The 12,271-nt window shown below is 71.7% G+C and carries 10 protein-coding genes; all 10 read left to right on the top strand.

Annotated features, from left to right (window positions below):
- Positions 1-354 precede the first annotated feature (354 nt).
- The 10 genes from ABD269_RS25545 to ABD269_RS25500 all read left to right on the top strand — a co-directional run bounded on the left by ABD269_RS25545 (position 355) and on the right by ABD269_RS25500 (position 12,206).
- Entirely contained in the window at positions 355-870 is a 516-nt protein-coding gene (locus ABD269_RS25545) for a nucleoside 2-deoxyribosyltransferase (protein WP_301891333.1), read from the top strand.
- A 10-nt stretch (positions 871-880) separates the two neighbouring features.
- Positions 881-1,789: a beta/alpha barrel domain-containing protein gene (locus tag ABD269_RS25540; protein WP_344121405.1), complete on the top strand. Its 909-nt coding sequence runs from the start codon at positions 881-883 to the stop codon at positions 1,787-1,789.
- The gene (locus tag ABD269_RS25535; protein WP_301891331.1) at positions 1,786-2,568 is read left to right on the top strand and encodes a creatininase family protein; all 783 of its coding nucleotides are present in this window, start codon (positions 1,786-1,788) and stop codon (positions 2,566-2,568) included. Before ABD269_RS25540 ends, ABD269_RS25535 begins: the two co-directional genes overlap by 4 nt.
- On the top strand, positions 2,565-3,860 hold the full coding sequence (locus tag ABD269_RS25530) for an ATP-grasp domain-containing protein (protein ID WP_344121402.1): 1,296 nt from the start codon (positions 2,565-2,567) through the stop codon (positions 3,858-3,860). Before ABD269_RS25535 ends, ABD269_RS25530 begins: the two co-directional genes overlap by 4 nt.
- Positions 3,857-5,278: an MFS transporter gene (locus ABD269_RS25525; RefSeq protein ID WP_344121400.1), complete on the top strand. Its 1,422-nt coding sequence runs from the start codon at positions 3,857-3,859 to the stop codon at positions 5,276-5,278. Before ABD269_RS25530 ends, ABD269_RS25525 begins: the two co-directional genes overlap by 4 nt.
- A 207-nt stretch (positions 5,279-5,485) precedes the next feature.
- Positions 5,486-6,208 (top strand): dienelactone hydrolase family protein, encoded by a 723-nt coding sequence (locus ABD269_RS25520; RefSeq protein ID WP_344121398.1) that lies wholly within the window; start codon positions 5,486-5,488, stop codon positions 6,206-6,208.
- Positions 6,209-6,431: 223 nt separating this feature from the next.
- Positions 6,432-7,571 (top strand): CaiB/BaiF CoA transferase family protein, encoded by a 1,140-nt coding sequence (locus ABD269_RS25515; RefSeq protein WP_344121396.1) that lies wholly within the window; start codon positions 6,432-6,434, stop codon positions 7,569-7,571.
- Positions 7,568-8,710 (top strand): acyl-CoA dehydrogenase family protein, encoded by a 1,143-nt coding sequence (locus ABD269_RS25510; RefSeq protein ID WP_344121394.1) that lies wholly within the window; start codon positions 7,568-7,570, stop codon positions 8,708-8,710. The genes ABD269_RS25515 and ABD269_RS25510 overlap by 4 nt, the downstream gene beginning before the upstream one ends.
- Before the next feature lie 58 nt (positions 8,711-8,768).
- A complete protein-coding gene (locus tag ABD269_RS25505) occupies positions 8,769-9,983 on the top strand; it encodes an acetyl-CoA C-acetyltransferase (protein WP_301891323.1) in 1,215 nt (404 codons plus the stop codon).
- Between the two features lie 57 nt (positions 9,984-10,040).
- The gene (locus ABD269_RS25500) at positions 10,041-12,206 is read left to right on the top strand and encodes a 3-hydroxyacyl-CoA dehydrogenase NAD-binding domain-containing protein (protein WP_344121391.1); all 2,166 of its coding nucleotides are present in this window, start codon (positions 10,041-10,043) and stop codon (positions 12,204-12,206) included.
- The last annotated feature ends 65 nt before the right edge of the window (positions 12,207-12,271 follow it).

Genomic DNA, 12,271 nt, shown 5'->3' with positions numbered 1-12,271 from the left:
GAAACCGCGTTCCCGCGGCTGGGCGCACGCCCTTCTGCGCCATTCCGACGCAGGGATCTGCGCCACGGTTCTCCCTTGCGGCAGCGAATGTCGCAGGGCTAAGGTCATGCTTCCTATTCGCTTTCCAGGGGCGAACTCGGAGTGCGGGACGAGCATGCACCCGGGGCCCCTGGTGATACTGGCGCGGCCCCGTACGCCGTATGCGGGCTCCGCCGCGACTCATTCAAACTCGGCGCAGCCGCACAGGACTTCGCGCTGCCCGTGCATTCCCTTCCGGTGACCGAACCCCGCCCGGTTCCACACTCGTCGAGCGCGGTCGTCGGCAGGCTCTATCGAAGGGGTATTGAAAAGGCCATGAGTGTCTCCCCGGACGCCCTCAGCGGCGTCACCGTGTTCGTCGGCGGCCCGATCCAGCACGCCTTGGTACCCGGCGGCATGGCGGCACCGATTCGCGACAGCGTGCGCCAGACCATCGACCGCGTGCGGCGGGCCGGCGGCACCGTGCTGTCCGCGCACGTGGCCGAGCGCTTCGGCGCCGACACCGCCTCGTTCACCCCCGAGCAGGTCTCCGTGCGCGACTACGGGTGGATGCGCGAGTGCGACGTGTTCGTGCCGGTGCTGCCGGTGTTCGACGGCACCCTGCTGCGCACGGACGGCACGCACATCGAGCTGGGCTGGGCCAGCGCGCTGGGCCGTCCCATCGTCGGCATCACCGACCAGCCCTTCGCCGATTCGGCCAGCCACCTGCTGAAGGGCCTCTCCCAGATCGCCGAAGCCACCTTCCTGTCCGCCGAGGAGGTCGCCCTGGACCCGGAGCGCCTGATCGACACCGTGCTCGGGGCACTGGCCCGGACCCGGACAACGGTCTGAGGTGGCGGCCATGACACACGTGCTCGGCCTGGACCTGGCCAATCCGGTAGTGGTCGGCTCCGGCCTGCTCACCGACCAGGAACGGAACATCCGCAGACTGCTGGAGACCGGCGCGGGCGCGGTGGTCACCAAGACCATCCATCCCAGCCCGCCGACCGGTCTGGACGAGCGCATCCTCCGGCTGCCCACCGGAATGATCAACAGCACCACCTACTCCAAGCGGTCCGTCGGCCACTGGCTGGGCATCCTGCGCAGCCTGGCACACGACGGGCTGCCGGTCATCGCGTCGCTGCACGCCGACACCCCGGCGGAACTGGCCGAACTGGCCGTCCAGGTGGAGGCGACGGGCTGCCGGGCGCTGGAGCTGGGCATCTCCTGCCTCAACGAGGAAGCCGGCCTCGACGACTCCGCCGAGCGCGTGCACTCCTACACCGCGGCCGTCCGCGCGGCGACCCCTCTGCCGTTCTCGGTCAAGCTGGCCAGCGGCGAGGGGCTGAACGCCCGGGCAACCGCCGCCGCCCGGGCGGGCGCGGACGCGGTCACCATCAGCGACACCCTGCCCGCCGCCGTGGTGCACCCGGAGACCGGCGAACTCGAACTCGGCGGAGTCTTCGGCTACTCCGGGCCCGGCATCAAGCCGCTCGTGCTGGCCTCGCTGTGGCAGCTGCGCCGGGCCGGGTTCCAGCTGCCCGTACTGGCCTCCGGCGGCGTGCAGTCGGGCCGGGACGTGCACGACTACCTCCGGCTCGGCGCGGTGGTGACACAGGTCTACAGCGCGCTGCACACCGACATGTACGACACGCTCGCCCGGATCGTGGCCGAGACCGCCGAGACCGCCGAGACCGCCGGAACCGCCGGGACCGCCGGTCCGTCGGACCCCGCCCTCGAAGCGCGCCGGCCCGAGCAGGTGCAGTCGTGACCCCCCGGTCGGCAGGGCCGCAGCTGAGCGACCTGAGCAGTGCCGACGTCCTGGCCGCGACGGACGGCCGGACCGTGGTGTGGCCGATCGGGGCCACCGAACAGCACGGCCCGCACCTGCCGCTCTCCGTGGACACCGTGCTGGCCGAGGCGTTCGCCCGGCAGATCGCCTACGAACTCACCGCGCTGACCCTGCCGGTGCAGCCCATCGCGGCACGGTCGCTGCCGCAGAGCGGCGGCGGACTGGCCTTCCCCGGCACCGTCCATGTGCGCGGCCAGTCGCTGCTGGACTTCCTGGTGGACACGCTGCAGTCGCTGTGCGCACTGCCCTGGAAGCGGCTGCTGGTCGTCAACGGGCACTTCGAGAACGAGCCTTTCCTCTTCGAGGCCCTCGACGAGGTGAGCGGCCGGCCGGCGGCCGCGGGCAAGGAATTCATCGCGCTGAGCTGGTGGAGCCTGGTCGACACCGACTGGCTGGCCGAGCGGGTGCCGCACTTCCCGGGGTGGCACGCCGAGCACGCGGGGCTCACCGAGACCAGCCTGATGCTCTACCTGCGCCCGGACCTGGTCTCGCCCGAGCGGCCCGACCACACGGAGCCGCCCCGCCCGGGGATCTACCTGCACCCCGTCGACGTGGACCGCACCACCAACCAGGGCGTCCTGTCCAGCACTTCGGGCGCCACCGCCGCCCTGGGCGAGGACCTGTTCTGGCACGTGGTCCGGGCCGCGGTCGACCTGGTGTCCAAGGGCGACGGACTGCTGCGAGAGGAGAGGCCATGACCGTACCCACCGTCTGTGTGAGCAACGCCGTCGACACCCTGCGGGACTTCGCCGTCCGCGCCGACGGCGTCGACGAGCTCCTGTCGGAGTGCTGGGCCCAGCAGGACCAGGCACTGTTCTGGGGCCCGCTGCCCAAGATGATCATCACCTACGAGCCGATCGCCGACCTGGACTGGCAGCGGAAGTTCCTGGAGCTCGACGACGTGGTGAACCTCAGCCCGGCCGGGAAGACCGGCTCGCTGTTCGCCGACGCACTCGCCGACCCGGAGCTGATGACCGCCGTGGCCGCCTACGCGGGACCGGGGCGCAGGATCCGGCTGATCCCGCACACCACCACCGCCGACCTGTGGCACTTCGCCGAGGCCCTACGGACCGGGCACGGCATCGCGGTCGAGCTGCCGGAGAGCACACCGCGACAGGACCTGCGCGATGCGTTCGACACCAAGACCGGCCTGCGCGACCTGGCCGCCGACCTCGGCATGACCGACGGACCCTGCCGCATCCCGCCCGGCATCCACTGCGCCGGACGCGAGGAGATACCGGCGGCGGTGCGGGACATGCTCGCGACGGGAAGGCCCTGCATCGTCAAGGCGGACCGGGGCGAGGCCAGCATCGGCCTGCTGATCTTCAGGCCCGGCGACGACGACATCGACCAACGCCTGGCCGCGAGCCCGTTCTACGGCGAGGACCAGGTGGTGGTCGAGGAGTTCGTCGAAGGGGACATCGCGTTCCCGTCGGTGGAGTACATGGTGCCCGAGCACGGTACGCCCCACCTGTGCTACACGACCGACATGCTCTTCGAGGGGGCCACCCACCTGCGCGGCAACGTCACCGCACGGGAACTGCGGGACGAGTGGTGGTACAAGCCGCTGACCGAGGGCGGGCAGCGGCTGGCCGAGGAGATGCAACGGCGCGGCTACCGCGGGCACTTCGGCATCGACGCGATCGCCCGCGACGGCGAGGTCCACATGCACGACCTCAACGCCCGCCGCACCGGCTCGACCCACGTGCACGAGTTCGGCGACCAGTTCATCGGTCCCGGCTACATCGGCACGCACGCGGTCGGCAACTACGATTTCTACGGGCTCCCGTCCGGGCTGGAGCTGGGAGAGGTGCTGCGACTGCTCGGGCAGCTCGTGGCCTCGCCCCGGCACGCCGACCGGGGAGTGGTCCCGACCGAACTGACCGACCTGCACACCGGAAGACTGAGCTGCATGTTCTTCGCACCGAGCCTGACAGAGCTCCACGATCTGATAGCCGAGGCCAGAGTGGCGCTGGGCCTCGACCTGTGACCGACACGCTGCCCGCCGTCGCGACGGCCCGGCGCTGGCTGGTGCTGGCCGTGGTGTTGCTGTGCTTCCTGCCCGCCGCCCTGGACGTCACCATCCTCACCATCGCCGTGCCCACCCTGGCCGACGAACTGCACGCCTCCCCGACCCAGTTGCTGTGGATCGTGGACGTGTACTCGCTCCTCATGGTCGGACTGGTGCTGGTCACCGGGCCGTTGGGCGACCGGATCGGACACAAGCGGCTGCTGATGGCCGGGCTGGTGGTGTTCGGCGCGGCCTCGGCCCTGTGCGCGACGGCATCGGGACCGCTGGCCCTGGTCGGGTCCCGGGCCGCGCTGGCGGTCGGCTCGGCCATGATCATCCCGGCCACGCTGGCGATCGTCCGGCAGACCTTCAGCAGCGGCCGCGACCACGCGGTGGCCATCGGGGCGTGGAGCGCGGTCGCGGCCGGCGCCTCGGCGCTGGGACCGGTGGCGGGCGGCTTCCTGCTCCACCACTTCTGGTGGGGCTCGACGTTCCTGGTCAACCTGCCGGTGGTGGCGGTGGCCCTGCCCGCCGTGGCCCTGCTGCTGAACAACGAGGTCGAGTCCGAGCGGCAGCCCTGGGAGGCCACGTCGCCCATCCTCTCGGTCGTGGGACTGCTGGGCAGCGCCTACGCCATCATCGCCGTCACCCACGACGGCGTCGGACCGGCGGAGGTACTGCTGCCGGGCGCGCTCGGACTGACCGCCCTGGTCCTGTTCGTACGGCGGCAGCAGCGGGCGAAGCATCCGATGCTGGACCTCTCCCTGTTCCGGCTGCCCCTGCTGCGCGCGGGGGTGGTCGCCTCGGTGCTGCCCGTACTGGTGATGGTCGGGTTCGAGCTGCAGCTGGTGCAGTACCTCCAGTTCGCCAAGGGGCTGTCGGCCGCGGACGCCGCCCTGTATCTGCTGCCGATGCCGGTGGCCGCGGTGGTGGCGGGGCTGGCGGGCGGCCCGATCGTCGACCGCACGGGACCGCGTACCGGCGTGCCCGCGGGCCTGCTGCTCGCGGTGGTGGGGTACGCCCTGGTCGCGTCCGGCACGGCGGTCCCGGCCGGCCTGGCGCTGATCGGCCTCGGCCAAGGGCTGGTCCAGACGGTCGCCTCAAACCTGATCATGGTGACCGCACCCTCCGAACAGGCGGGCGCGGCGGCCGGGATCGAATCCGTCTCCTACGAGGTCGGTGCCGGTCTGGGCATCGCCGTCTTCGGCACGGTCACCACGGTGACCTACCGCCTGCTCCTCCCCGAGGGCACGTCGTCGACGCCGCTGACGGCGGGCGACTCCCCGGAGACGGCCCAGGTGCTCACGGACGCGTTCCACACGATCACATGGCTCGCGGCCGCCCTCACCCTGGTCACGGTCTTCCTGGCCACCCCGAGGCGCGCAACGCGCGAGTGAGGGGCGGGGCGGTGCTCACCATGCCGCCTCCGCGAAAACCTGTTGGCGGACCACGACGGCCACTGCTACCTTTCCGGAGGCCGTGCGAGAGAACGAGGAGGTGGTACCCGTGAACGCAGTATCGACATGGGTGCTCCCCTCCGGGGTCACGGTCGGGCGATAGGTCGTCCGGGAGCGCCACTCCGAGCACTCCCGAAAGGCACGACCATGCACTTCACATCCGAACAGCGCCTCGACGACGGCGTCCTCGAGCGCGAATTCACCCTCGGCGAGATCCCCGGCACCCTGTGGACGCCTGAATCCGCCGCACCGGCGCCGCTGATCCTGATGGCCCACAACAACGGCCTGCCCAGGCGGGAACCGCGGCTGGTGGCCCGGGCCCGGCAGTCCGCGGCGTACGGCTACGCGGTGGCCACCATCGACGCCCCCGGCTGCGGTGACCGGCCCCGCTCCGCCGCCGCCGAGCAGGCCCGCGCCGACCTCCGCCGGGCGATGCAGGCCGGCGAGCCGGTCGACGAGATCCTCGAGTCCCTCGTCGGCCCGCTGGTCGACAACGCGGTACCGGAATGGCGGACCACCCTCGACGCCCTCCTCGCGCTGCCCGGGATCGGCGGCCCGGTCGGGTACTCGGGATGGACCGCCCTCGGCATCCGCCTCGCGGTGGCCGACCCGCGCATCGCGGCCGCCGGCTTCTTCGCCGGGGGCTACGTGCCCCGCGCCCAGCGCGAGGAGGCCCGGCAGGTCACCGTTCCGCTGCTGCTCCTGCTGCAGTGGGACGACGAAGGGAACCCCCGGCAGCGGGCTCTGGACCTGTTCGACGCCTTCGGCAGCAAGGAGAAGACGCTGCACGCCAACCTGGGCGGGCACCTCGGCACCCCGTGGTTCGAGAGGGAGGACGGGGACCGGTTCTTCGGCCGACACCTGAAGTGAGGCCGGCCGCCGGGCCGGCAGCGGACGACAGGCGCTGCCGGCCCGGCATCGGAGCGGGAACAGCATGAGAACCGTCAAGAGTGGCCGGGTGAACGGCGGTTCGTCCAAGGAACACGCGAAGCGCGAACCTGCAACGCGGGCCGCGGCCGGGGCTTGTGGAAACTGGAACCCGTTCTTAACATCACGAGTGTTACAGCACTTGTGTCATAGGACTGGGGTCTGAATGACGGAGACGGCGAACGGTCCGCTCACCGGTGTGCGCGTGGTCGAGCTCGCGGGGATCGGGCCCGCCCCGTTCGCCGCGATGCTCCTCGCCGACCTCGGCGCCGACGTCGTCCGCGTCGACCGCCCCGACGGGCCCGGGCTGCACATCGACCCCCGCCACGACCTCACCAACCGCAACAAGCGCTCGGTGATCGTCGATCTGAAGTCCGCGGACGGCCCACGGGCCGTCCTGGACCTCGCCGAGCGCGCCGACATCCTCCTGGAGGGCTTCCGGCCCGGTGTGACCGAGCGCCTGGGCATCGGCCCCGAGGCGTGCCTCGCCCGCAACCCCCGCCTCGTCTACGGCCGGATGACCGGCTGGGGCCAGGAGGGCCCGCTGGCCGACACCGCCGGGCACGACATCGCGTACATCGCCGTCACCGGCGCCCTCGGGCTGGCCGGGCCCGCCGACGGCCCGCCGTACGCCCCCGCCAACCTCCTCGGCGACTTCGCCGGCGGCTCCCTCTATCTCGTCGTCGGCGTCCTCGCCGCCCTCCAGCACGCCCGCGCCACCGGCACCGGCCAGGTCGTCGACGCCGCCATCGTCGACGGCACCGCCCACCTGACCGCGCTCATCCACGGCATGCTCGCCGCGGGCGCCTGGCAGGACCGGCGCGGCGCCAACCTCCTCGACGGGGGAGCGCCCTTCTACGGGACGTACGAGACGGCCGACGGCGGTCACATGGCGGTGGGCGCGCTGGAGAAGCGCTTCTACGCCGAGTTCCTGGACCGCCTCGGCCTCGCGGGCGAGGTGCCCGACCGCGACGACCCCGCCGAGTGGGACGCGCTGCGCACCGCCGTCGCCGTACGCTTCAAGCAGCGCACCCGCGCCGAGTGGACGGAAGTCTTCGCGCACTCGGACGCCTGTGTGGCACCGGTCCTGTCCCTGCGGGAGGCCCCCGGCCACCCGCACCTCGCCGCCCGCGGCACCTTCGTCGAGCACGGCGGCCTCACCCAGCCCGCCCCCGCCCCGCGCTTCTCCGCCACCCCCGGCTCCGTGCGCCGGCCGCCCGCCCGGCCGGGCGCGGACACCGCCGAGGTGGCACACGACTGGGACGTCCGCAGCCTCGCCCCCCACCGGAAGGGCCCGCACCGATGAAGCGTCAGATCTTCACCGCCGACCACGAGGCATTCCGCAAGACCGTGCGGACCTTCCTGGCCAAGGAGGTCGAGCCGCACCACGGACAGTGGGAGAAGGACGGCATCGTCCCGCGCGAGGCGTGGCTGGCGGCCGGGCGGCAGGGGCTGCTCGGCCTGGCGGTGCCCGAGGAGTACGGCGGCGGGGGCACCACCGACTTCCGCTACAGCGCCGTGCTCACCGAGGAGTTCACCCGCGCGGGCGCCGCCGGGCTCGCGGTCGGGCTGCACAACGACGTCATCGGGCCGTATCTCACCTCGCTGGCCACCGACGAGCAGAAGCGGCGCTGGCTGCCCGGCTTCTGCACCGGCGAGCTCATCACGGCCGTCGCCATGACCGAACCGGGCGCGGGCTCCGACCTCCAGGGCATCCGCACCACGGCCGAGGACCGCGGCGACCACTGGCTGCTCAACGGCTCCAAGACCTTCATCTCCAACGGGATCCTCGCCGACCTCGTCATCGTCGTCGCGAAGACGACCCCCGAGGGCGGGGCGAAGGGCCTCAGCCTGTTCGTGGCCGAGCGCGGCATGCCCGGCTTCGAACGCGGCCGCAACCTCGACAAGATCGGCCAGAAGGCCCAGGACACCGCGGAGCTCTTCTTCCAGGACGTGCGGATCCCCAAGGAGAACCTCCTGGGCGAGCTCCACGGCGCGTTCGGCCACCTGATGGCCAACCTCGCCCAGGAGCGCATGACCATCGCCGTCGCCGGGATCGCGGCCGCCGAGCACCTCCTGGAGATCACCACCCGCTACGTCAAGGAACGCGAGGCGTTCGGCCGTCCGCTCGCCAAGCTCCAGCACATCCGCTTCGAGATCGCCGAGATGGCCACCGAGTGCGCCGTCACCCGCGTGTTCCTGGACCGCTGCATCACCGACCACGCCGCGGGCGAGCTCGACGCCGTCCACGCCTCCATGGCCAAATGGTGGGCGACCGAGCTCCAGAAGCGCGTCGCCGACCGCTGCCTGCAACTGCACGGCGGATACGGCTATATGACCGAGTACCGCGTCGCCAAGGCGTTCACCGACGGCCGGATCCAGACGATCTACGGTGGGACCACCGAGATCATGAAGGAGATCATCGGCCGCTCCCTGCTCGCCTGACCCCGCCGCAACTTCGAGCCGCCAGTTCTGAGCCGCCACCTTTGAAAGGCATACGACCGTGACCACCGAAGCGTACGTGTACGACGCGATTCGCACCCCGCGCGGCCGCGGCAAGGCCAACGGGGCGCTGCACGGCACCAAGCCCGTCGACCTCGTCGTCGGCCTCATCCACGAGCTGCGACGGCGCTTCCCGGACCTCGACCCGGCCGCCGTCGACGACATCGTGCTCGGCGTCGTCAGCCCCCTCGGCGACCAGGGCTCCGACATCGCCCGGATCTCCGCCATCGCCGCCGGGCTGCCCGACACCGTCGCGGGCGTCCAGGAGAACCGCTTCTGCGCCTCGGGCCTGGAAGCCGTCAACCTCGCCGCCGCCAAGGTCCGCTCCGGCTGGGAGGACCTCGTGCTCGCCGGTGGCGTCGAATCGATGTCCCGGGTGCCCATGGGCTCCGACGGCGGCGCCTGGTTCGCCGACCCCATGACCAACTTCCAGGTGAACTTCGTGCCGCAGGGCATCGGCGCCGACCTCATCGCCACCATCGGCGGCTTCACCCGCCACGACGTCGACACCTTCGCCTCCCGCTCGCAGGAGCGCGCCGCCCGGGCGTGGAAGGAGGGCCGCTTCGACCGCTCCGTGGTGCCCGTGCGCGACCGCAACGGCCTCGTCGTCCTCGACCGCGACGAGCACATCCGCCCCGGCACCACCCCCGAGACCCTCGCGGGCCTCAAGCCCTCCTTCGCCGCGATCGGCGAGCAGGGCGGCTTCGACGCCGTGGCGCTCCAGAAGTACCACTGGGTGGAGAAGATCGACCACGTCCACCACGCGGGCAACTCCTCCGGGATCGTCGACGGCGCCGCGCTCGTCGCCATCGGCAACCGCGAGACCGGCGAGCGCCACGGGCTCACGCCCCGCGCCCGCATCGTCTCCGCGGCCGTCTCCGGCGACGACCCCACCATCATGCTCACCGGCCCCGCGCCCGCCTGCCGCAAGGCCCTCGCCAAGGCCGGGCTGACCGTGGACGACATCGACCTGGTGGAGATGAACGAGGCGTTCGCCGCGGTGGTGCTGCGCTTCGCCCGGGACATGGACATCAGCCTGGACAAGATCAACGTCAATGGCGGGGCGATCGCGCTCGGGCACCCGCTGGGGGCGACCGGGGCGATGCTGCTCGGGACGGTCATCGACGAGCTCGAACGCCAGGGCAAGCGGTACGGGCTGGTCACGCTCTGCGTCGGAGGCGGGATGGGGATCGCCACCGTCGTCGAGCGCCTGTAGCCCTCCGGGAATTCCCCGTCCCTGCCCGCCCCTTGACCTTCACTGGAGAGCATCCACATGAGCCTGCCCGACACCATTCGCTGGGAGCGGAGCGACGACGGGGTCGTCACCCTCGTCCTGGACGACCCCGGCCGGTCCGCCAACACCATGAACGCCGCCTTCAAGGCGTCCCTCACCGCGGTCGCCGACCGGCTGGAGGCCGAGAAGGAGTCCGTACGGGGCGTCGTCATCACCTCCGCGAAGAAGACGTTCTTCGCGGGCGGCGACCTCAAGGAAATGATCAAGGTCGGGCCCGGGGACGCGCAGCAGGTCTTCGAGACCGGCATGGCCATCAAGCGCGACCTGCGCCGCATCGAGACCCTCGGCGTGCCCGTCGTCGCCGCCGTCAACGGGGCGGCCCTCGGCGGCGGTTACGAGATCGCCCTCGCCTGCCACCACCGCGTCGCCCTCGACGCCCCGCACGTCAGGATCGGCCTGCCCGAGGTCACCCTCGGCCTCCTCCCGGCGGCCGGCGGCGTCACCCGCACCGTACGGCTCCTCGGCATCACCGACGCGCTCCTCAAGGTGCTGCTCCAGGGCACCCGTTACAGCGCCCGGCGCGCCCTCGAAGCGGGCCTCGTCCACGAGACCGCCGCCACCGGCGAGGAACTGCTCGCCAAGGCCCGTGCCTTCATCGACGCCCACCCCGAGTCCCGGCAGCCCTGGGACGAGAAGGGCTACCGGATCCCCGGCGGCACCCCGGCCGGCCCGCGCTTCGCCGCGAACCTCCCGGCCTTCCCCGCCACCCTCAGGAAGCAACTGGGCGGCGCCCCCTACCCCGCGCCGCGCAACATCCTGGCCGCGGCCGTAGAGGGCTCGCAGGTCGACTTCGAGAACGCGCAGGTCATCGAGGCCCGCTACTTCACGGAGCTGGTCACCGGCCAGACCGCCAAGAACATGATCCAGGCGTTCTTCTTCGACCTCCAGGCCGTCAACTCCGGCGCCAGCAGGCCCGCGGACGTCGCGCCCCGCACGGTCACGAAGGCCGCCGTCCTCGGCGCGGGCATGATGGGCGCGGGCATCGCCTACGCCTGCGCCAAGGCGGGCATCGAGGTCGTCCTCAAGGACGTCTCCCTCGAAGCGGCCGAGAAGGGCAAGTCCTACTCCGCGGGCCTGCTCGCGAAGGCGCTGGCCAAGGGCCGTACGACCGAGGCCGAGCGGGACGCGCTGCTCGCCCGGATCACGCCCACGGCCGACCCGAGGGACCTCGCGGGCTGCGACGCCGTCATCGAGGCGGTCTTCGAGGACCCGTCCCTCAAGCACAAGGTCTTCCAGGAGATCCAGCACGTCGTCGCCCCCGACGCGCTGCTGTGCTCCAACACCTCCACCCTGCCGATCACCTTGCTCGCCGAAGGCGTCGAGCGGCCCGACGGCTTCGTCGGCCTGCACTTCTTCTCGCCCGTCGACAAGATGCCGCTGGTGGAGATCATCAAGGGCGAGCGGACCGGGGACGAGGCGCTGGCCCGCGCGTTCGATCTGGTCCGGCAGATCCGCAAGACGCCGATCGTCGTCAACGACTCGCGCGGATTCTTCACCTCACGAGTGATCGGCCGGTTCATCAACGAGGGCGTGGCGATGGTCGGCGAGGGCATCGACCCCGCCTCCGTCGAACAGGCCGCGGCCCAGGCCGGCTACCCCGCCAAGGTGCTCTCCCTCATGGACGAGCTCACCTTCACGCTCCCGCGCAGGATCCGGGACGAGACCCGGCGCGCGGTCGAGGAGGCCGGCGGCGTCTGGACCCCGCACCCCGCGGACGCGGTGCTCGACCGCATGCTCGACGAGTTCGGCCGCACCGGCCGCAGCGGCGGCGCGGGCTTCTACGACTACGCCGACGGCAAGCGGGCCGGCCTGTGGCCGGGGCTGCGCGAGCACTTCACCCGGGCGGATGCGGCGATTCCGTTCGAGGACATGAAGGAGCGGATGCTCTTCTCCGAGGCGCTGGACACGGTGCGCTGCCTTGAGGAGGGCGTCCTGACGTCGGTGGCCGACGCGAACATCGGCTCGATCCTGGGGATCGGCTTCCCGGGGTGGACGGGGGGTGCGATTCAGTACATCAACGGGTATGAGGGCGGGCTCGCCGGGTTCGTGACACGGGCACGCGCTTTGCAGGTGGCGTACGGTGACCGTTTCGCGCCGCCGCGCCTGCTCCTGGAAAAGGCGGAGCGGGGCGAACGCTTCGAGTAGGGGGATTTTTCCCCAGCCCCGCCCCTTCCCGAAACTGGGGGCTCCGCCCCCAGACCCCCGGGGTG

It is taken from the genome of Streptomyces blastmyceticus (assembly GCF_039521185.1).
Taxonomy (GTDB): Bacteria; Actinomycetota; Actinomycetes; order Streptomycetales; family Streptomycetaceae; genus Streptomyces; species Streptomyces blastmyceticus.
Note: the sequence above shows the minus strand (reverse complement) of the source record. Positions and strands in the feature narration are given on the sequence as shown.

What these genes read in the sequence shown, in the direction of transcription:
- ABD269_RS25545 (WP_301891333.1), top strand. Translation starts at nt 355, where the DNA reads ATGAGTGTCTCCCCGGACGCCCTCAGCGGCGTCACCGTGTTCGTCGGC.
- ABD269_RS25540 (WP_344121405.1), top strand. Translation starts at nt 881, where the DNA reads ATGACACACGTGCTCGGCCTGGACCTGGCCAATCCGGTAGTGGTCGGC.
- ABD269_RS25530 (WP_344121402.1), top strand. Translation starts at nt 2,565, where the DNA reads ATGACCGTACCCACCGTCTGTGTGAGCAACGCCGTCGACACCCTGCGG.
- ABD269_RS25520 (WP_344121398.1), top strand. Translation starts at nt 5,486, where the DNA reads ATGCACTTCACATCCGAACAGCGCCTCGACGACGGCGTCCTCGAGCGC.
- ABD269_RS25515 (WP_344121396.1), top strand. Translation starts at nt 6,432, where the DNA reads ATGACGGAGACGGCGAACGGTCCGCTCACCGGTGTGCGCGTGGTCGAG.
- ABD269_RS25510 (WP_344121394.1), top strand. Translation starts at nt 7,568, where the DNA reads ATGAAGCGTCAGATCTTCACCGCCGACCACGAGGCATTCCGCAAGACC.
- ABD269_RS25500 (WP_344121391.1), top strand. Translation starts at nt 10,041, where the DNA reads ATGAGCCTGCCCGACACCATTCGCTGGGAGCGGAGCGACGACGGGGTC.